Raw genomic sequence first — 21,256 nt, 5'->3', positions numbered from 1 at the left:
TTTTCTGAGAAATAAGCAGTCTACTAATTAACGGAAGAAGGGCCAGGTATGGTGCAAGGCGAGATCCATTTAATTTCAGATGGCAAGCTCCCTTTAAGGGATTTTATTGAAAAAATGACCGTGCTGCATCCTCTAGCAGATTATATCCATCTACGTGAAAAGCATCTCTCCGCCCGTGAGCTATTGTCAGTGGGTGAGCAACTGCTGCTGGCAGGTATCCCTGCCGCCAAGCTGTTTATTAACGACCGCATCGACGTTGCAGTGACATTGGGCGCTGGTGGTGTGCAGTTGGCTTGGCACAGTCTGAGGCCTGCTGCAGCAAGAGTACTGGGACCTCGCCTGCGTCTGGGGTGCTCAGTTCACTCTTCGGAAGAGGCGTCTGAAGCAGCCCGCCAGGGTGCGGACTATTGCCTGTTCGGTCATGTATATGACACGGCCAGTAAACCGGGACAACGGGGATGTGGGCTGGAGCTTCTGGCGGATGTTGTACGGAATAGTGCCATACCGGTGATTGCCATTGGTGGAATTAAGCCGAGCAATGTGGCCAGGGTGATGGAGCAGGGGGCTGCGGGAATAGCGGTAATGTCCGGCATTTGCGGCGCCGAAGATCCTGTGACTGCTATGAATGCATATCGCACAGCGATGCAAAGGAGGTGAAGGGTGAATGAAACTATGGATCAACGGAACAGCGAGTGAATATTCTGAGGATTATAGAACCATGACCGAGTTACTTAGTCGTTCCGAGTGGTCTGGACGTCTGATTATTGTCGAGTTGAATGGAGCAATAATCAGCAGAGAGGAATATGGAAATGTATGTCTTAACGATGGAGACCGCATTGAACTGGTTCATTTCGTTGGGGGTGGCTGAGGGCAAACAATCAGCGCGATGGTTGGCGCTATCTAGCGTCTTCTGAGTCCGCCAGACTTGATCTGCAACTATGCAGGTTTGATATGTTTATCTCGTTGATCGCATGTTCGAATTCGTTTGTAAGAAATTAGAATTTAATTCAGGAGGCTGATCTCATGTTTGATCCTTTAGTCATTGGAGACACTGTCTTATCCAGTCGGCTGTTCATTGGAACCGGCAAATATAGCCGCAACACACTTATCCCTGAGGTCATTGCCTGCTCTGGCTCAGAGGTGATTACGGTTGCACTCCGCCGGGTAGACCCTGCTGGAGGCACAGAGAATATTATGAATCATATTCCCGAACATATGAAGCTCTTACCCAATACCTCTGGTGCGCGTACGGCCGAGGAAGCTGTGCGTATCGCTCGGCTGGCAAGAGCAGCAGGGCTAGGGAATTGGGTCAAGATCGAAGTCATCAATGACCAGAAATATTTGCTGCCAGATAATCTGGAGACGATTCGGGCGACAGAAATTCTCGCAGCTGAGGGTTTTGTTGTCCTGCCGTATATGAGTCCGGATCTTTCAGTCGCTTTGCGGCTGCGGGATGTGGGTGCCGCCGCCGTGATGCCGCTTGGGTCGCCCATCGGTACCAACCGCGGGCTTAGAACCAAAGAACTGCTGCGCATCCTTATTGAAGAGGTGAATCTTCCGATTATTGTGGATGCCGGCATCGGCAGGCCTTCGGAAGCAGCCGAGGCAATGGAGATGGGGGCAGCAGCAGTACTGCTGAATACAGCCATCGCTACAGCGCGTGATCCGCTGGGGATGGCGGAAGCTTTTCGTGAGGCAGTATCTGCTGGTCGTAAGGCTTATCTGGCAGGCCTAGGTCCTGTTGAAGAAAGCGCGGCAGCCTCTTCACCGTTAACCGGATTTTTGGGTTGATCGAATTCAAGCGGTACTAGGAAATGGGGGATAATGATGAGTTTTTATGAAACGTTGACTGCTTTAGAGAAGTATCCTTATGAGGATCTATGGAAGCAATACACCGAGGTAGATATTAAGCGGGCACTTCAAAAAGAACGGATGGATGAAGGGGACTTGTTGGCGCTGCTCTCTCCGGCTGCTGGGCCGTATCTGGAGGAGATGGCGGGTAAAGCGCAGCGAATTACCCGTTCAAATTTCGGACAGGCCATACAACTGTTTACTCCGATGTATCTGGCCGATTTCTGTGTCAATCACTGTACCTATTGCAGCTTCAGCTCTATTTATGACTTTCCACGCAAGAAGCTATCGATGGAGGAGGTCAAGCGAGAGGCAGAGACGATTGTTGCCACAGGCCTGCGTCACATCTTGATCCTGACCGGGGAATCGCGCAGGGAGAACCCGGTCTCCTACATCAAGGAATGTGTTGAGGTACTGCGACAATACTTCACATCGATCAGCATTGAGATCAACCCACTTACTACCGCTGAATATAAGGAACTGCTGCTAGCGGGCGTGGACGGTCTCACGCTTTATCAGGAAGTATATCATCAGGATACCTATAAAGCGCTGCATGTTAAGGGTCCCAAAAGAAATTATCGCAACAGATTGGATGCTCCTGAACGTGGCTGTCAGGCCGGATTCCGTTCCGTCAATATCGGCGCCTTGCTTGGCATGCACGATTGGCGGAAGGAAGCTTTTATGACAGCAATGCATGCCCGGTATCTGCAGAACAGCTATCCAGAATGCGAAATCAGCTTGTCGCCACCCCGCTTTCGGCCTTATCTGGGAGAGTTCAATCCAGAGAGTGACGTAACCGACCGCGCGTTGGTGCAGATTATTTTGGCCTACCGTCTGTTTCTGCCCCGCTCAGGGATCACTCTTTCGACAAGAGAACCTGCTGTTCTTCGTGACCATCTGATTCATCTGGGCATTACCAAAATGTCGGCTGGGGTATCGACTGAGGTAGGCGGACATACGAATGAAGGTGGAACCCCGCAGTTTGAGATTTCTGATGGACGTAGTGTTCAGGAAATTACAGATATGCTGTATGCGAACCATTTGCAACCCGTATTCAAGGATTGGGATATACTCACGATGCCCGCCAGCCTTTCTATCTGAGGAGATAAAGGGTCAGGAAGGCTCTTCTGAAGCATGAGAAATCATTCAAAAATGAGAATGTTACAATTTAGATTATGGTGGTATACTCGTCTTACTTCAAGCAGGAGAGAGGACCACCAGTGAAACCTAGATTTCTTTTTGTTTACTTTTCAGGCAAACGAACCATTATATTCTGGATATTTATATGTGCTGTAGTTCTGCTGATTCACACAGAGTCAGCAGTTGCTTCTGCATCTATAGTGAAAGTTCAAGAGCAGGGCTTTAGCCTCAAGCTTGATTCCTACCTAACGATTATAGAGGACAAAGATAAAAACAAAGATATACAAGATATTTTAAAGGCTGTAGAGAGCGGCACGGTTAAACCCCAGGCAGACCCAAAGATGAACTTTGGCCGGACGGACAGCGTCTATTGGGCTTATGTTGAAATCGTCAATGATACCGACAAGGAAGTAACAACGGTCTATGATATTGCTGGCAGAAATGAACATGTAGAGCTATTTATTGAGAACGCAGCCGGAGGTTTCACGCGAAAGCTTGCAGGAACCGAATATCCGTATCAGCAAAGCGGTTTGAAATACCGGAATATCGCCTATGAGATCAAGCTGCTTCCACATGAGAGCAAGAAGGTCATCCTGAGAAATGCGTCATTGCTGGTAAGATTCCCGGTAACATTGTGGGATCAGGACAGCTATATCGCAAAAAACACAAGAGATGCTCTCCTGCTAGGAATCACCTATGGAATTTTCCTGATTATGTTTGTGTATAACTTCTTTCTGCTGCTCTTCCTAAAAGAGAAAACCTATCTGTATTACATTTTGCTTGTACTGAGTAACTGGTTCTTCTTCATGGTCATTAATGGTACAGCGTTCAAATATATATGGCCAGCTCAGCCATTTTGGGAAACGAGAAGCTATATGTTTTTTAACATGGTAACGATGGTACTCCTATTCCTATTCATTCGCAGTTTTCTGGAAACTCGGAAATTTGCGCCGAGACTGGACAGGCTGATCAGGTTTTGGATTGTCTACTGCTCTATCGGGGTTGCTGCCTCGTTGGGATTGGATTTTGTCACCAGCAGAACATTATTGCCGTTTATAAATTTTCCTAGTGTAGCTTTCGCAGTATTGATCGGTGTTCTAATGCTTCGCAAGCAGGGGGAATTTGCAGCTTCATATCTGTTTTCCTTTATCCCTTCTTTTATCGGAGGAATGATTTATTTGCTCAAGCAGTTTGGGGTTTTGCCTTTTAATGCAATCACGGAATATTCCTTGCAGATTGGTTTTACCTTGCAAATAGCTCTTGTGTCCATTGCCTTGGCAAATAAGATCAATATGCTGAAAAGCCGACTTATCGTGGTGGAACAGGCGGCACTGCAATCCCAGAAGGACCTCACGCACCAGTTGAGTGAGAAAGTAAAGGAGCGGACGTGTGAGCTGGAGATCGCAAACGCAGAGCTGGAGAAATTATCACGATTGGACAGTCTTACCTCGTTATATAATCGGAGATATCTGGATCAAGCTCTCCAGGAGGAGCTGAAGCAGCATATAGCTGAACAAGCGGAATTATCGGTGCTGATTTGCGATATCGATTATTTTAAGAATTATAACGATACTTATGGTCATGTAGCGGGTGACTGGTGTATTCGTCAAGTTGCAGAAGCTATAAGTGGGAATTGTGAGAGGTATGGAGTTGTCGCAAGATTTGGTGGGGAGGAGTTCGTAGTTATTTTGCCCCGCACAGATCTGCAAGGCGCAGCTGTCTTTGGAGAGGCTATTCGCAAAAGCGTGGCCGATCTTCAACTGCCGCATACAGCTTCAGATAAGCAAACCGTATCCATCAGCATCGGTATTGCCAGTGGAATTCCTGCGTCGGGACTCACTGAAAATGAAGTGCTGACACTGGCTGATGAAGCTCTATATGTAAGTAAGGCTACGGGTAGAGATCGGGTAACTTCAATTCCCTCACTCACAGGCATGAAGAAGGCTGTACAAATGTAGCAGTAGTTCAACTCTAAAGTAAACCCTTTCATACGAGGCTCAATATGATATTATTATTATAGTAAATGTATCAGATATTATTGACAACCTTGAACGGACTGAGAGGAGCTTGTGTGAACATGCAGCAATTTGAAGATAGTATTTATAACCTGATTGTAGAAACCTCCACGAATTTGCCGGGGGATGTGCGCCGGGCAGTCGCCAAAGGACGAGCCTTAGAGGATAAGGCTACCCGTTCAGGACTGGCTTTGACTACGATTGCACAGAATATTGGAATGGCTGAACTACAGGTATCACCTATCTGTCAGGATACAGGGATGCTGACGTTTATCATTCATACACCTATAGGCATTAACCAGATTGAGATGAAAAAAGATATCTATAACGCCATAGTACGGGCTACCAAGAACGGCAAGCTGCGCCCGAATTCAGTGGATTCTCTTACAGGGGTGAACAGCGGTGACAACCTGGGTGAGGGTACTCCAGTTATTCATTTTGAGCAATGGGAAGAGGATAGCGTAGACGTAAGACTTATTCTTAAAGGCGGCGGCTGCGAAAATAAAAATATTCAATACAGTCTTCCTGCTGAACTGGAAGGATTGGGCAAAGCGGGCCGTGATCTGGACGGTATCCGCAAATGTATTCTGCATTCTGTCTATCAGGCGCAAGGTCAGGGATGCAGCGCAGGGTTTATCGGTGTCGGCATCGGTGGTGACCGCACAACCGGCTATGAGTTGGCCAAGAAGCAGCTTTTCCGTAAGGTTGAGGATGTAAATCCCATTGAAGATCTGCAAAAAATGGAAGATTATATTATGGAGAACGCCAATAAGCTGGGAATCGGTACGATGGGCTTTGGCGGCGAAGTCACGCTGCTTGGTTGTAAGGTTGGCGTAATGAACCGGCTTCCAGCCAGCTTCTTCGTATCCGTAGCATACAATTGCTGGGCCTTCCGCCGCCAAGGGGTACTTGTTGAGGCAGCAACAGGAAATATTAAGGAGTGGCTGTACGAGAGTGGGACTGGGGTTTCGGTAGAAGACGGGAGTGTTCAGCAACCTGAACCCGTTGTTGCAACTGCAGCTAACAATACTGGCGTCACTACAGAGGATGCCTCCATTGCTGGAGCTCCGGCTGAAATTGCAAAGGCTGCTGTAAAAGCAGATGCCGATGCTGCAGGCAGCTCGCGTGAAGTGCGCCTTACCACGCCAATAAGCGAAGCGGATATTCGCAGTCTTCGCGTAGGAGATGTGGTTATTCTATCCGGCGAGATGCATACCGGACGTGATGCATTGCATAAATATTTGATGGATCATGAGGCTCCGGTCGATCTAAATGGGGCTGTGATCTATCACTGCGGTCCTGTGATGATGAAGGATGAGGAAGGCTGGCATGTGAAGGCGGCTGGACCGACAACAAGCATTCGCGAGGAGCCTTATCAAGGGGATATTATCAAGAAATTTGGCATCCGTGCTGTAATCGGCAAGGGAGGCATGGGACCCAAGACGCTGGCAGCCCTGCAAGAGCACGGAGGTGTATACCTCAATGCAATCGGTGGAGCCGCACAGTATTATGCGGAATGCATCAAGAAGGTGAATGCTGTTGATTTCATGGAATTTGGCATACCTGAAGCGATGTGGCATTTGGATGTGGAGGGCTTCGCAGCTATTGTTACCATGGATGCTCACGGCAACAGTCTGCATGCGGATGTGGAGAAGGATTCGGCGGCGAAGCTGACTCAGTTCCGGGAACCTGTATTTAAAATATAAGACACCCATGCCGCTGCGCGGCATCACTGAGGAATGAAAATATTGTCTATACTGGTTACTGGGCTGGCGAAGGTAGGTCGGAAATTCTTGGTGTCACGAACCCGCATATAAGACGGACCCCAACGACCCGGTGCATCACAGATTGTTGCTCCCTACGGGGAAGCACGCAGGGCAGAATAACCTTAGCATTGGTCTTTGCACCAGCCTTAATTACCGCCAGCAGGCAGGAGACGCAAACCGTGGAAATACTCATTGAACGTTGCTGTGGATTGGATGTGCACAAGAAGAGTATCACAGCATGTATCATCACCTCGAAAGGAAAGGAGATTCGGAGTTTTGAAACATTGACTCGTCGGCTGATTGATCTGGTAGATTGGATCAAAAGCGAACGGTGCACCCATGTCGCGATGGAGAGTACCGGAGATTACTGGAAACCCATTTATAATCTGCTAGAAATGGAAGACCTTGAGCCACTGGTCGTAAACGCCCAGCATATCAAAGCCGTGCCAGGACGCAAAACGGACGTGAAAGATGCAGAATGGATAGCGAAATTACTCCGGCATGGGTTGGTGCAAGGCAGCTACATTCCGAATCGGGATCAACGAGAACTTCGGGAAATTATCCGTTATCGCCGAAGTATCATTGAAGAACGCACGCGTGAAGTGAACCGGCTGCAAAAGGTACTAGAAGGCGGCAATATCAAACTTTCGTCGGTAGCGTCTAATGTGCTAGGCGTGTCTGGACGAAACATGCTGGAAGCGATGATTCAAGGAGAAAGTGATCCGTCCATCCTGGCTGACTTTGCGCAAAAGAAGTTAAAGGCCAAGAAAGAGCAATTGAAACTTGCACTGGAGGGAAGCCTAGGTCCCCATCAATTATTAATGCTGGAAAAACAGTTGTCGCATATCGACCAATTGAATGAGTTAATCACGGAACTGGATGAAGAGATCGAGCGCCGAATGAGCCCTTTTGCTGAGGATCTGAAGTTGTTGGATACCATCCCCGGTGTCGGTAAGCGAACCGCTGAGCAAATTCTGGCGGAAATTGGGACAGACATGACACGGTTTCCAAGTGCAGGACATTTATGTTCCTGGGCAGGGATGACTCCAGGTCACGATGAAAGTGCGGGGAAGAAGAGATCCGCCAAAACCCGAAAAGGGAACAAAAAACTACGAAGTGCACTCGTAGAATCAGCGCGAGCCGCAGGACGAAAAAAGAACACCTACCTGTCGGCGCAATATCACCGAATCGCAGGCAGGCGAGGGAAAAACAGAGCGGCCGTGGCCGTTGGACACAGCATTTTAGCGATTGTATACATCTTGTTAACGCGAAGACAAGAATATAAGGAACTAGGATTTGACTACTTCGACCAACGAAACCACGATATGGTAATGAACCGTTCTATTAAACGTTTGGAATCCTTGGGATACCAAGTGAATCTGAGTGAGCAAACGGCCTGACGGCCGAAATTAAAAAAACAAAACATGGGGTTTGTTTTCGTATGCGTAATTTTAGTGTTCTAGAGCAATTTTATTTTCAGGGCAGAATTTATAGGTTTCACACGATAACTTATCCTTATATTTCTCGAACAAACGGGTACCGTCCATTATATAGGGCGGTACCCGTTTGTTCTTGGGCGAGTTCCTATGATAAATACCAGGCTGGTATTTTCAAGAGAATGGAGTTAGGATTAATTTCAAGAATATCTCGATTATAAGAAAGAGGAGCACTACTGATGAAACCGTTTCGCATTCGTCTTACGCTAATACTGATGGCTCTGATCGGTATTTCCATGATTGGTGCCGGCTTTACAATGGCTCATTTGTTCAAGAATTCTCATGTTGCCGCACTGGAAGAGAATATGTCCCGGGAAATAAAGCTCCTATCGGGTACATTTCAATTTCAGGATATGAACGGGACGGATGCAATCACGTATTATACGAGGGAAGCTGAGCGCATTGCGAAGCTGACGAATTCCCGAATTACTTTTATTACTAAAGAAGGTAAAGTTATTGGGGATTCGGAAAAAAACCCGCGCGAGATGGACAACCATTCCACCCGTGAGGAAGAGGTTATTGCTGCCAAGGAAGGTATAGGTCGCGCAATCCGCTATAGCGACACATTGGATGAGAAAATGCTGTATGTGGCAGGAGCAGTGGTCTCCGATCAAGGCTTTGATGGTTTCATTCGGCTATCCATGAATTTGGAAGCAGTAACTGAAGGGTTGAACCGGGCTTGGACGATTATGGCTGGAGGTTTGATATTGTTATTTATCGCCGCGACGCTTGTAAGCTATAAAGTAGCATCTAGTATGACTTCTCCACTTGAACAGATTACTAGGGTAGCCCGCCGGATTACCGATCTTGATTATGATGCCCGTGTACCTTGGAAACGCAAGGATGAGATAGGGCAGCTCGCGACTGCAATCAATGCGATGGCGGATAGTCTGCAGACCCAGCTGAAGACGATTCGTGATAACGAAGATCTGCTGCAAAGCGTGTTGGACAATATGACAGGCGGTATTGTGATGATCAATGCAGAGGGCGAAATCGCACTTCTGAACCGGGCGTCAGAGCGATTGCTTGATGTTGATAACAGCAAGATGGCTGGCCATTCTTTCCGCGAGCTTAAGCGACACTATGAGCTTACGAAGTTGGTTGAAGAAGGCGTAGCCCGCAAGGAGCCAATTCATGAGGAGCGAAGTATCTATAATCCGGGAGAACGGATAGTACGACTGGATGGTGTCCCGATGATCCAGGATGGGACCTATCGGGGAATGTTGTTCCTGCTGCAGGAGGTAACTGAAATCCGCAGGCTGGAAAGAATGCGTAGCGAATTCGTGGCCAATGTTTCCCATGAGCTGAAGACGCCGGTGGCGGCTGTCAAAGGATTTGCCGAGACGCTGCTTGGCGGTGGAGTTAAGGACGAGAAGACCGCTAACTCTTTTCTGCAAATTATTTATGATGAGAATGAGCGTTTGAATCGTCTGATTGGTGATATTCTAGAGCTTTCCAAGATAGAATCCAAACGAGTACAGCTGGAATGCTCACCTATACATTTGATTGAGTTCTTCGATTCCGTGCTAGAGACGCTCAGCAAGGTAGCTGAGAAAAAGAATATCAGTCTTAGCAGTACTGTGCCAGCGGAGCTATTTATTGAGGGCGACGAGGATAAGCTGCGTCAAATCTTCATGAATCTGCTCTCTAATGCTATTAATTACACGCATGATGGGGGTCATGTGAAAGTATCCGTCATCAACCACCTGAAACCGGATGGTACAGAAAGTGTGATCTTCACAGTCAGCGACACTGGCATGGGAATTCCACGCAAAGATTTACCACGCATCTTCGAACGCTTCTACAGGGTGGATAAAGCAAGGTCTAGAAGTTCCGGTGGCACCGGACTTGGACTCTCTATTGTGAAGCATCTGGTAGAATTGCACCGCGGAGTTATTTCAGTAGAAAGCGACCTGGGGATTGGAAGCTCGTTCATCCTGGAATTGCCCTTACTGCAGGAAGAAGAAGGGGAATGAGCAGAATTGCAGAATTGAAGATCAGCAGGTTAAAATGCAGAAGTGTTTCTCTTTTTTACACTAAGTTAACAATCTGGTGATATGATAGCTTTGTTGTTGTTTTGTAAATTTAAAAACATATGAAGACGGGGGAACCTATGGCACAACGATTGCTTGTCATTGAAGACGAACCGACACTGGCCCGACTGCTGTCCTATAATTTAACGCAGGAAGGTTACGAGGTAACGGTGGAAGATCATGGAACGGCAGGATATGATCGTGCAACTAGAGAACCTTTTGACCTGATCATTCTGGATCTTATGCTGCCGGGGATGAACGGGATTGATATTCTTGATAAATTGCGTGGACAAGGCATCCGCACGCCTGTTATCGTACTTACCGCCAAGAATGCGGAAGAGGACGTTGTTCGGGGATTGAAATCCGGTGCGGATGATTATATAACCAAACCCTTTGGCGTCTCTGAGCTTCTCGCCCGAGTTAGCGCCGTGCTTCGCCGGATCTCTGGTCTTGCCGAAGAGGCTCAGCCCGAAACAGCTGTGTCAGCATCAACGATTATTCTGGGACAGCTGGAAATATACCCGGAAAGGTATGAGGTTTCACTGGGTGGACAGAGCATAAACCTGCGTCCCAAAGAATTCGAGGTATTGCTGTATTTGGCCCGTAAACCAGGTGTTGTGCTGACGCGTGACGATCTAATGAATGCTGTATGGGGCTTCGATTATATCGGCGGACAGCGGACAGTTGATGTGCATGTTAGTTCACTTCGCAAGAAGCTGGAGCTTGATCCCGAATCGGTCCATATTGATTCCATCCGCGGGGTAGGCTACAAGTTAGTGGTTAACAAAAAGAGAACTCCAGTCGTTTAAATGACGGAGTTCTTTTTTTGAAATATAAGGATTTATATGTTTCACGCAATAAGAAACAGGGCCGTCCATATAAAGGACGGAGATGCCGTTTCATCTTGTTAATAGTTATGAAGTATAAAAGATGTGGTGGGGTCGAATGATAAATTGAATAATTGGATTTTTAAATATCTCAAGTGGATTTTACAATGCGTTAACAATTCTCGTCAACTCTATTTACACTAAAGGCTTATCATGGGGAACGAAGATGATGAGAAGGAGACAGAAAAACTAATGAAATCCATCATTGACATAGAGAAACTAGATCTCTACTATGACAATTTTCACGCGTTGAAGAGCGTGGACTTGCAAGTTCCTGAGAAGCAGGTAACCGCGTTTATTGGTCCTTCGGGCTGCGGAAAGTCTACACTGCTGCGTACATTGAATCGAATGAATGATATGATTCCCGGCACACGAATTGAAGGAACTGTGAACATTAGCGGCAAAAACATTTATGGTCCTGAGGTAGAGGTGGAGAGCCTGCGCAAGCAGGTAGGTATGGTTTTTCAACAGCCGAATCCTTTTCCAAAATCGATCTATGACAATGTAGCTTATGGTCCGCGCCTGCATGGCGTCCGTTCCAAGAGCGAGCTGGATGAGCTTGTGGAGCAAAGCTTGCGTCAGTCTGCCCTTTGGGAGGAAGTAAAAGACTTCCTGAAGAAATCAGCACTCAGTTTATCAGGTGGCCAACAGCAGAGATTGTGTATTGCTAGAGCACTCGCTGTGCAACCGGATATTCTGCTTATGGATGAAGCGACCTCTGCACTGGACCCAGTATCCACCCTGAAAATTGAAGAGTTAGTCCAAGAATTACGAGACAGGTATACAATCGTTATGGTCACGCATAACATGCATCAGGCGGCACGTGTATCGGGCCGAACGGTATTTTTCCTGAACGGTGTGATTGTGGAGGCGGCGGATACAGAGCTGTTGTTCTCTAACCCTAAGGATTCCCGTACAGAAGATTATATTTCCGGGCGTTTCGGCTAACGGCCTACGGAAAAGGCCTGTCACCTGAAAGTGCTAAGCTGACCATAAGTTTGAGGAGGATCGCTCTTAATATGATTCGCAGAAAAGAATTTGATAAGGACTTGGAAGAGCTGCGCAGCTTGCTGCAGCAAATGGGTGAGCATGTTACAGATGCTCTTGAAGGTGCAGTTGTCGCTCTGCAGACCCTGGATACTACACGTGCTCAGGACATAGTTAAAGCAGATTTACGATTAAATGCCATGGAAGACCGAATTATGGAAATTGGTTCGCGGCTGATCATTACTCAACAGCCGGTAGCCAAGGATTTGCGTCGTATTCTTGTTGCGTTCAAAATATCGAATGACCTCGAGCGGATGGGTGACTTGGCGCTAGACGTTGCCAAAGTAACCATGCGCCTGCAGGGGCAGCATTTAATTAAGCCGCTGGTGGATATTCCCCGTATGGCTGAGATCGTTACTCTTATGACTACGGACTCTATTCAGTCTTATCTGGATGAGAACACGGATTTAGCCTACAAAATGGCCCAGGACGACGACCAGGTTGACCAATTATACAGCACTATGATTAATGAATTGTACACCTTCATGCTCGAGAAGCCGGATGCTCTGTCGCAAGTAATCGTACTGACACTGGTAGGTCGGTATATCGAACGGATTGGTGACCATGCTACTAATATCGGAGAGAGCGTTGTTTATCTGGTAACAGGTAAACGTCCGGATCTGAATCAGTAATTGGAGTATATTAAAGCAACGTAAAGATAACTTCTAAAGCAAGCTTTCCTTCATTGGGGAGCTTGCTTTTTTCTGGTCATAGGACAACTCAGATGTTGAGGGTCATGGAATAACAAGGCTACTTAGGTTCTTTTTTAGACGGAGCATATGGTAATATGTAAGAAGTAAGCAACATAAAGGCGAGGTGCTCAAGTGGACAAGTTGATTCTTATAGATGGTAATAACATTATTTATCGCGCATTCTTCGCGATGCCGCCGCTCACGAATACAGCTGGGCAGCAGACGAATGCAGTGTACGGATTTACTACCATGCTGCTTCGGTTAATCGAGGAGCATAAGCCTACTCATATGATTGTGGCGTTCGACGCGGGGAAAGTAACCTTCCGCCATGAAGGATATCAGGAATATAAAGGTGGAAGAGAGAAGACACCACCGGAGCTCTCCGAACAGTTCCCGATGTTGAAGGAGCTGTTGCGTGAACTTGGTGTACCTCAGTTTGAAATTGCCAGCTATGAAGCTGATGATATTATTGGTACCATTTCCCGTCAGGCGGATGAGGCAGGACGGCAGGTCATGATCGTGTCGGGAGACAAGGATATGCTGCAGCTGGTGTCCGAGCATACGACGGTAGCTCTGATTCGTAAAGGGGTTACGGATATTGAACTGTATGGACCGGAGCAGATCCGTGAGAAATATGATCTTACACCACTGCAGATTATTGACCTTAAAGGCCTGATGGGCGATGCCAGTGATAACATTCCGGGCGTGCCGGGTGTGGGTGAGAAGACCGCACTCAAGCTGCTGCATCAGTTCGGATCCGTGGAAGCGGTGCTTGCTGGAACTGGCGAGCTAAAAGGAAAAATGAAAGAAAAGCTGGAGGCCCATGCGGATGACGCTGTTATGAGCAAGAAATTGGCGACCATTTATCGCGAGGTTCCGCTGGAGCACTCGTGGGAAGACATGGTCTTTAGTGAAATTAAGGCGGACACCGCCGGACCGGCTTTTGCCAAGCTGGAATTCAGATCCTTGCTAGAGCGTCTGTCACTGAGCGCTTATGCGCCAGCCGTTGCCGGTGAGGAAACGGAAGCAGAGTTGGAAGCAGCCGCGCTTGATATTACCATTGTCGGCGTTGAAGAATTGGCTGCGCTAATTGCAGCCCTTCCCGGTATATCGGCGCTGCACGTGGAGTCGAATGGGGACAATCCACATCGGGCCGAGGTGATAGGGTTGGGTCTATCCTCACCGGAGCGGCATTACTTTGTGCCGTTCGCATTGCTGCAAGCCCCTGAAGCGGCCAAGCTGCGGGAGTGGCTGGGAGACGAGCATGCACCGAAGAGTGGGTACGATCTGCACCGTGCCGATCTTGCGCTGCATTGGCAGGGAATTGCTTTTGCCGGAGCCGCCAATGATGTACAGCTGGCAGCTTATTTGCTGGACCCGACCGAAGCCAATCAGAATCTTAACGACTTGAATGCCAAGTATGGACTACCTCGCTTGTCAGCAGATGAAGAGATATTCAGTAAGGGCGCGAAATATAGAATCCCGGATCTGGAAGTACTGGGCAATCATGTGGCGCGCAAAAGCGCGACGGTACTCGGTATTGTACAAAGACAGAAGCAAGAACTGATTGAGACGGCGATGACGGGTCTGTTTGTAGATCTGGAAATGCCTTTATCACGCATCCTTGCGGATATGGAGAAGCAGGGAATAGCGGTAAATAAAGAAGAGCTTAAAGAGCTTGGCAAGGAATTAGAAGAGCAAATCTCCAAGCTGGTGACAGGAATATACGAAACCTGTGGTGTAGAGTTTAATTTGAACTCACCGAAGCAGCTGGGTGAAATCCTATTTGTGAAGCTTGGCCTGCCCGTAGTGAAGAAGACGAAGACCGGATATTCTACGGACGCTGAGGTGCTAGAGAAGCTGGCTCCTTATCATGATGCGGTACGCCTGATCTTGCAATACCGTACCCTTGCCAAACTCCAGTCTACGTATGTAGAAGGACTGCTGAAGGAAATTTCCCCGCAGACAGGCAAGGTACACACCTTCTACCGGCAAACCATCGCGGCTACAGGGCGGCTCAGTAGTCAATTTCCGAACCTGCAGAATATTCCGATCCGCCTGGAGGAAGGCCGCAAGATCCGCAAGGTATTCGTTCCTTCCGAACCAGGCTGGTCGATTCTGGCGGCAGATTATTCGCAGATCGAGCTGCGGGTGCTGGCCCATATCTCGGATGATGAGAATTTGAAAGAAGCTTTCCTCAATGACATGGATATTCATACGAAGACGGCGATGGATGTATTTGGAGTAAGCGCCGAACAGGTGGACAGTAATATGCGCCGCTCAGCCAAGGCGGTCAATTTTGGCATTGTGTACGGCATCAGTGACTATGGGCTTTCGCAGAATCTGAATATCCCCCGCAAGGAAGCCGCGCGATTTATTGAACAATATTTTGAGGTGTTCAAGGGCGTGCGCCGCTATATGGACGATATTGTGCTGGAAGCACGGAAGAATGGCTATGTGACGACGATGCTGGAGCGCCGCCGCTACCTGCCGGAGATTAACGCGAAGAACTTTAACCTGCGTTCTTTTGCCGAGCGTACAGCCATGAATACACCGATACAGGGAACTGCAGCGGACATTATTAAGCTGGCTATGGTGCACATGGATAAAGCGCTGTTCGAACGTGGGCTAAAGAGTCGCATGCTGCTTCAGGTTCATGATGAGCTCGTCTTTGAAGTGCCGGCCGATGAGCTGGAACTGATGAAGCAGCTGTTGCCGGAAGTGATGGAGGGTGCATTAGAGCTGTCTGTACCTTTAAAGGCAGAGGTAAGTTTTGGCAGCAACTGGTATGAAGCGAAATAGGCTCCCCGCATAGTGTGTATATCCGCTATAATGGAGTAGAGGTGAGATATAATGCCGGAATTACCGGAAGTGGAAACCGTCAAGAGAACACTTAACGTTTTAGTTAAAGGAAAGCAGATAGAGTATGTAACCGTCCGGTTAGCGCGAATTATTCAACGTCCGGATGATATTCAGGCCTTTGCCAATATGCTGGCAGGTCATAGCGTGGTGAATGTTGAGCGAAGAGGTAAGTTCTTACGTATCGTGTTGGACGGTCTGGTACTCGTGTCTCATCTACGGATGGAGGGGCGGTATGGGCTGTTTCAGAAGAATGACCCGCTGGACAAGCATACACATGTTATTTTTCATTTTACAGATGGTACGGAGCTGCGATACACAGATGTGCGCCAGTTCGGTACCATGCATCTGTTTCAGCCGGGTGAAGATCTCAGACTACCGCCTCTGAACAAGCTGGGGCAGGAGCCGCTGGAGCCTGCTTTTACTCCGGAGAGGTTCAAGGAGATTGTGGCTGGCAAAAGCACGAAAATCAAGTCGCTGCTGCTTAATCAGGAATATGTTGTTGGCATCGGTAATATTTATGTAGACGAGTCGCTGCACCGGGCGGGTATTCATCCGGAGGATAGCGCCAAAGTGCTTTCTGGTGAACAGCTGGATAAATTGTATGAAGCCATTGTGACTACGTTGACAGAGGCGGTAAACGCCGGGGGTTCATCTGTGAAATCGTATGTGAACGGTCAAGGAGAGAGCGGCAGTTATCAGGATCAGCATTTGATTTATGGACGCAAAGACCAGCCGTGCGTTTCCTGTGGAACGATGATTGAGAAGACTGTAGTAGGAGGCCGCGGCACGCATTATTGTCCCAACTGCCAGCGTCCAACTACAATCTGATATTGGTAGGCACTCACAACCTGTCCCGCCCATATACTGTGTGAAGAATGCTTAATCGAGCGAAGAGAGGCTGCGGAATTATCCGCTTAGGCTCTCGTTCTTCACAGGAGGGATTGCGGGTGCTCAGCCCATTTTTTTCACTGCTGCTGCTGGCGTTTGCCTTGAGTTTAGACGGTTTTGGTGTTGGCATTACATATGGTTTACGCTCAATGAAGATACCACTGCTCTCGATCCTGATCATCTCGCTTTGTTCAGGTGTAGTCATTGGTGTCTCCATGCAGGTGGGTGTACTGCTAGCTAAGGTAGTCTCTCCACATGCTGCTTCTGCAGTCGGAGCTGTTATTCTCGTCCTGATGGGCTGTTGGTCTTTAGTCCAGATGCTGATGCAGAGAGAAAGAGAACATACTAACGAACGAAAGTTGCTGGGAAACGTTACAGAATCGTCCGCTGCCAAAACGTGGCTGCAGGCATCGGCTGATCAGGGGAACTCAGCCCAGTTTATCGGTGCGGCAGCAGAGGAACCTCTCAAATCAGCTGTATTCTCACTTGAGCTGCGGCACCTGGGAATTGTGGTCCAGATCCTCCGTACTCCATCGTCAGCGGATATGGATGCCTCTGGAAGCATTTCGTCAATGGAAGCGATGGTGCTTGGTATTGCGCTCTCACTGGATGCTTTTGGAGCAGGACTTGGAGCGGCATTACTGGGCTTCAACCCAATTTGGACTGCACTTATGATTGCCCTGTTCAGTGGCTCATTTCTGATGATGGGCATGAAAACAGGACTTAGATTCGCCGGAAGTTACTGGATGAAACATGCTGCAGCGCTACCTGCGTTATTATTAATTACAATGGGAATAATGAAGCTGTTATGAGGTGAATTCATGATTATGGGCTTAACCGGAGGCATTGCATCTGGAAAAAGCACGGTATCCACACTATTTGTAAATAAGGGAGCAAGACTGGTTGATGCTGATGCTATCGCCAGAGAAGTTATGCTCCCCGGATCTCCGGTGCTGGCTGCTGCCGTGCGTTATTTTGGAAACGGAATTCTTCTGCCAGATGGAGCGCTGAACAGAGCGAAATTGGGTGAGATTGTTTTTAAAGATGCAGAGGCAAGGCAGGTGCTGAATGATCTGACGCATCCGGCGATTCGGCAGGAGATCAAAGATCGCATGTACAGAATGGAGCAGGAAGAGCCTAAACGGTTAATTATAGTTGATATCCCATTACTATATGAATCCAGGCTTGAGGATCTGTTTCAGGAGATAGTGGTGGTGTATGTCCCCCCTGAAATTCAGCTTGACCGCTTAATGGAGCGTAACGGATTATCACGTGAACAGGCGGAAGGACGTTTGGCTGCTCAAATGGACATTGAGATGAAGCGCAGCAAGGCGAGTTATGTGATTGACAATAGTCTGGACCTCACTCATACCGAGCTGCAGGTTGCCACTTTGTGGGACAGGCTGGGTTTATCATGAAATGGCTGCGTAAAAAAAGGGTGCTGCTCCTGTTGTTCGTAGGTTTTACGGCAATACTGTTTCTAAGCACAAACTGGATGTCTTGGTTCTATCCCATTTATTATAAAGAAGAGATCCGTAAGCATAGCATTACTTATGAGATGGATCCTTTCCTGGTGGCAGCAATTATCCGTGTTGAGACTAACTATAAGACCGGACGTGAATCCAAAAAAGGAGCACTAGGACTAATGCAGCTTATGCCGGATACGGCCAAGTGGGCACTCGAAATGGCCAAGCTGCCCGATGTCTCCTTGGTTCAGCTGAAGGAGAAGCCGTCTGAGAATATTGAGCTCGGGACTTGGTACCTGTCCAATCTGTCCCGTCAGTTCGAAGGCAACCGCACGGCGGTCATCGCTGCGTATAATGCAGGGCCTGGTAATGTGAAGCACTGGCTGGAAGAAGGATCTTGGGATGGAACTGAAGCTACGGTTAAGAATATTCCCATTGGAGAGACCCGTCATTATGTGCAGCGTGTTCTTTATTATTATGATCAGTACACGGAGATTTATAGTGAGTTCTGATCCGTGCGCCTTAATAAAAAGAAGTATTAAACAGCCTGTAAGCCGTTTAATACTTCTTTAGGCAAGCGTATGCAGACAGGTTATTTGTATTGACCTGCCAGTTGCTGTTCAGCCAGGGTTACAAGACGTTTAGTGATGTAACCACCGATCGAACCGTTTTCGTAAGATGTTTTATTGCCTTGATACCCATCTGGGGAAAGTGTAATACCCAGTTCTTGGGCAACTTCAAATTTCAATTGATTCAAAGCTGCGCTGGATTTAGGAGCTACCAGGTTGTTGGAGCTGTTGTTTTGGCTCATTGCTGTTCACCTCCTATCGGTTTGTAACTGTATTATGTGCTGGACTTGCCATATTCATAACAACAAAAATACGGTGATTTATGGAAAAAATATTTACACCATTAATGCAAAGGAAGTGATTAAACTTATGAAATGCCCTTACTGCGATCATACCAATACCAAAGTGCTGGACTCGCGTCCGGCTAACGAGAATAAGTCGATCCGACGGAGGCGTGAATGCGAGCTGTGCAGCAAGCGTTTTACTACCTTTGAGATGATTGAGGAGACCCCTCTAATCGTTATCAAGAAGGATGGAAGCCGTGAGGAATTCAGCCGTGACAAAATACTGCGCGGTCTAATCCGAGCCTGTGAGAAGCGCCCTGTGTCCGTTGAACGGCTAGAGGTTATCGTGTCTGAGGTCGAGAAAGCGCTGCGCGGTATCGCTCTGGCCGAAATCGAGAGTCGCCAGATCGGCGAGCTGGTGATGGAAGAGCTCTACCCTGTTGACGAGGTCGCCTACGTCCGCTTCGCCTCGGTTTACCGACAGTTCAAGGACATCAACATGTTCATGAAGGAACTGAAGGGACTGCTGTCAAAGAGCGAAGAGCTGGAGGGGCTGTAAAACAAAACTGTTGACACCATAGGCGATTTTTTATATTATATAGGAGTCGCCTACAGAGCTTAAGCTTAAGTGAGTGACAGTGCTTACCGCGTAAACGGGTACATAAGCAAATATAAATACCAGCAACTCGGGGGATTAGCTCAGCTGGGAGAGCGCATCGCTGGCAGCGATGAGGTCAGGGGTTCGAGCCCCCTATTCTCCATAATAGATTTAACATGAAACGGCAGAGATGCCGTTTTTTTGCTGTTTCATTAAGGACTACATGAATCGTTGTGGATGGTCTATTGCAATGGTAGGAATATTTTGGGGCTTGGTCGAATGTAGAATGCAATAAGAAAACGTTACTTTAACTAGGAATAGAGCAGACTAGATGAGGGTTGTGCAGATTTATCAAAATGAAGGCAACGATTATTCTGTAGTCATGACTTAAGGCGAAATAGAGTTTTCTCCACCTTTTTCTATCCATGAACAGGGAGAACCCTCACTAGTCAAGGTTGGAGGAAGAGCGATTATTGTGTTTAAGGCTGAGATTCAACTTTGAATAAAACACCTAGAAAGTGTACTAACATGACTCCACAGACAGAGATTGACCGTATCCTTGCGAAAGGGCGGTCTTTTTTTTTGAGGCAGTATAATCAACCTACCCTCGAATTCTGCAGCTTAACTCTCCACTATTGCAGCTTACTTTAGCACCTATTGAATATAAATTTCCGTGAAATATACTGTAACTGTAAGCAGGAACTCAAGCTGGCATTGACAGAATTGCGACTGTTCCAATATCAAAAAATGGGGTGACAGGATGAAAGTTACGATTGAGAATATCCCACCAGGAAGTGAACCTGAGATCATAATCCGATGTAACGAGCCTGATGAATCATTGATGAAACTAATTTATTCCATTAAATCAACTTCCAAAAAGCTTGTTGGAATCCTGGATTTACAGATGCATATTATCAATCCCAATGATGTTTTTTATTTCGAAGCCGTAGACAATAAAGTATTTATTTATTGCCAAGAGAAGGTTTTTGAATCCAGACTTAAGCTTTATGAGATTGAGACGGAATATGAACATTGGGATTTTTTTAGAGCATCCAAATCTACCATCCTTAATATTTCAAAAATTGAATCGGTAAGCCCGATTCTGTATGGGAGGTTTGAAGCGTTGCTTCAGAATAGTGAAAAGGTCTTCATTTCCAGACAATATGTTCCGGTGCTCAAAACAAAATTAGGACTCTAAGGAGGCTTCAATATGAAAATCAGCAAATATCTATCGTATATGTTGAAGGATTTTCTGGTAGCTTGTGGATTCTTGACAGTCATTGCTGCAATAGTGTTGGCCCTCTCTTCTTCAGGAACGATTCAAGCTTCATTACTCGGGCAAATCGTCTTAATTGCTTCAGCGTTTACTTGTTTCAAGTATGCTTTAGTGAATACACATGAACTGGGGAGAAAAGCTGGAATAATCAGCTTCTATGTTAGCTTTCTAATGGCAGATGTATTTTTAATATTATGGTTATGGTTTTTTAGCTCCCGCCAAATTTTTGATAGGGATCTGTTATTATCGTATACGATTGTAATTCTTCTTGTTAAAGGGGTGGTCTTCACAATGATGCATATTGATGGGCAGAATGAGGCCAAACAACTCAATCAAAAGCTGAGCGAGTATAAGAATAGTGAGAATAAATAAAATAAGGTTTAAAG

20 protein-coding genes and 1 tRNA gene are annotated in these 21,256 nt (G+C 47.2%); 20 read left to right on the top strand and 1 reads right to left on the bottom strand.

What is annotated here, in order from left to right; all coding sequences use genetic code 11:
• The first annotated feature begins 48 nt into the window (after positions 1-48).
• From H1230_RS22850 to H1230_RS22775, 16 genes are all read left to right on the top strand, one after another.
• Positions 49-657 carry a thiamine phosphate synthase gene (locus H1230_RS22850; protein WP_239712165.1) on the top strand — a complete coding sequence of 203 codons (609 nt, stop codon included), beginning with the start codon at positions 49-51 and terminating at the stop codon, positions 655-657.
• Positions 658-664: 7 nt separating this feature from the next.
• Entirely contained in the window at positions 665-868 is a 204-nt protein-coding gene (gene thiS / locus H1230_RS22845; RefSeq protein WP_239712164.1) for a sulfur carrier protein ThiS, read from the top strand.
• Between the two features lie 155 nt (positions 869-1,023).
• Positions 1,024-1,791, top strand: coding sequence for a thiazole synthase (locus tag H1230_RS22840; RefSeq protein WP_239712163.1), 768 nt, complete (start codon positions 1,024-1,026; stop codon positions 1,789-1,791).
• 33 nt (positions 1,792-1,824) lie between these two features.
• Positions 1,825-2,952: a 2-iminoacetate synthase ThiH gene (gene thiH, locus H1230_RS22835; RefSeq protein WP_239712162.1), complete on the top strand. Its 1,128-nt coding sequence runs from the start codon at positions 1,825-1,827 to the stop codon at positions 2,950-2,952.
• 119 nt (positions 2,953-3,071) lie between these two features.
• A complete protein-coding gene (locus H1230_RS22830; protein WP_239712161.1) occupies positions 3,072-4,949 on the top strand; it encodes a sensor domain-containing diguanylate cyclase in 1,878 nt (625 codons plus the stop codon).
• Between the two features lie 119 nt (positions 4,950-5,068).
• Entirely contained in the window at positions 5,069-6,712 is a 1,644-nt protein-coding gene (locus H1230_RS22825; RefSeq protein ID WP_239712160.1) for a fumarate hydratase, read from the top strand.
• A gap of 239 nt (positions 6,713-6,951) precedes the next feature.
• Positions 6,952-8,172, top strand: coding sequence for an IS110 family RNA-guided transposase (locus H1230_RS22820; protein WP_239712073.1), 1,221 nt, complete (start codon positions 6,952-6,954; stop codon positions 8,170-8,172).
• 275 nt (positions 8,173-8,447) lie between these two features.
• Positions 8,448-10,244: a two-component system histidine kinase PnpS gene (gene pnpS / locus H1230_RS22815; RefSeq protein ID WP_239712159.1), complete on the top strand. Its 1,797-nt coding sequence runs from the start codon at positions 8,448-8,450 to the stop codon at positions 10,242-10,244.
• A 137-nt stretch (positions 10,245-10,381) separates the two neighbouring features.
• On the top strand, positions 10,382-11,110 hold the full coding sequence (locus H1230_RS22810; protein WP_239712158.1) for a response regulator transcription factor: 729 nt from the start codon (positions 10,382-10,384) through the stop codon (positions 11,108-11,110).
• A gap of 270 nt (positions 11,111-11,380) precedes the next feature.
• Positions 11,381-12,136: a phosphate ABC transporter ATP-binding protein PstB gene (gene pstB / locus H1230_RS22805; RefSeq protein ID WP_239712157.1), complete on the top strand. Its 756-nt coding sequence runs from the start codon at positions 11,381-11,383 to the stop codon at positions 12,134-12,136.
• A gap of 71 nt (positions 12,137-12,207) precedes the next feature.
• Complete coding sequence (gene phoU, locus H1230_RS22800) at positions 12,208-12,867, top strand: phosphate signaling complex protein PhoU (protein ID WP_154117944.1); 660 nt, start codon at positions 12,208-12,210, stop codon at positions 12,865-12,867.
• A 192-nt stretch (positions 12,868-13,059) separates the two neighbouring features.
• A complete protein-coding gene (gene polA, locus H1230_RS22795; RefSeq protein WP_239712156.1) occupies positions 13,060-15,729 on the top strand; it encodes a DNA polymerase I in 2,670 nt (889 codons plus the stop codon).
• A gap of 51 nt (positions 15,730-15,780) precedes the next feature.
• Positions 15,781-16,617 carry a DNA-formamidopyrimidine glycosylase gene (gene mutM / locus H1230_RS22790; RefSeq protein ID WP_239712155.1) on the top strand — a complete coding sequence of 279 codons (837 nt, stop codon included), beginning with the start codon at positions 15,781-15,783 and terminating at the stop codon, positions 16,615-16,617.
• Between the two features lie 119 nt (positions 16,618-16,736).
• Entirely contained in the window at positions 16,737-17,489 is a 753-nt protein-coding gene (locus tag H1230_RS22785) for a manganese efflux pump (RefSeq protein ID WP_239712154.1), read from the top strand.
• Between the two features lie 9 nt (positions 17,490-17,498).
• Positions 17,499-18,095: a dephospho-CoA kinase gene (gene coaE / locus H1230_RS22780; RefSeq protein ID WP_239712153.1), complete on the top strand. Its 597-nt coding sequence runs from the start codon at positions 17,499-17,501 to the stop codon at positions 18,093-18,095.
• The gene (locus H1230_RS22775) at positions 18,092-18,655 is read left to right on the top strand and encodes a lytic transglycosylase domain-containing protein (protein WP_239712152.1); all 564 of its coding nucleotides are present in this window, start codon (positions 18,092-18,094) and stop codon (positions 18,653-18,655) included. The genes coaE and H1230_RS22775 overlap by 4 nt, the downstream gene beginning before the upstream one ends.
• 80 nt (positions 18,656-18,735) lie before the next feature.
• Here the strand turns inward: H1230_RS22775 and H1230_RS22770 are convergent, their stop codons facing one another.
• Positions 18,736-18,954, bottom strand: coding sequence for an alpha/beta-type small acid-soluble spore protein (locus H1230_RS22770; protein ID WP_154117939.1), 219 nt, complete (start codon positions 18,952-18,954; stop codon positions 18,736-18,738).
• A 127-nt stretch (positions 18,955-19,081) separates the two neighbouring features.
• Here H1230_RS22770 and nrdR point away from each other — a divergent pair, with 127 nt between their 5' ends.
• The 4 genes from nrdR to H1230_RS22750 all read left to right on the top strand — a co-directional run bounded on the left by nrdR (position 19,082) and on the right by H1230_RS22750 (position 21,242).
• Entirely contained in the window at positions 19,082-19,555 is a 474-nt protein-coding gene (nrdR, locus tag H1230_RS22765; protein WP_154118184.1) for a transcriptional regulator NrdR, read from the top strand.
• 129 nt (positions 19,556-19,684) lie between these two features.
• Positions 19,685-19,757, top strand: a tRNA-Ala gene (locus H1230_RS22760).
• A gap of 597 nt (positions 19,758-20,354) precedes the next feature.
• Positions 20,355-20,792, top strand: coding sequence for a LytTR family DNA-binding domain-containing protein (locus H1230_RS22755; RefSeq protein ID WP_239712151.1), 438 nt, complete (start codon positions 20,355-20,357; stop codon positions 20,790-20,792).
• 12 nt (positions 20,793-20,804) lie between these two features.
• Positions 20,805-21,242, top strand: a complete 438-nt coding sequence (locus H1230_RS22750; RefSeq protein WP_239712150.1) for a hypothetical protein — start codon at positions 20,805-20,807, stop codon at positions 21,240-21,242.
• Positions 21,243-21,256: the final 14 nt, after the last annotated feature.

The sequence above is a fragment of the Paenibacillus sp. 19GGS1-52 genome, from assembly GCF_022369515.1.
Lineage (GTDB): Bacteria > Bacillota > Bacilli > Paenibacillales > Paenibacillaceae > Paenibacillus_AQ.
Note: the sequence above shows the minus strand (reverse complement) of the source record. Positions and strands in the feature narration are given on the sequence as shown.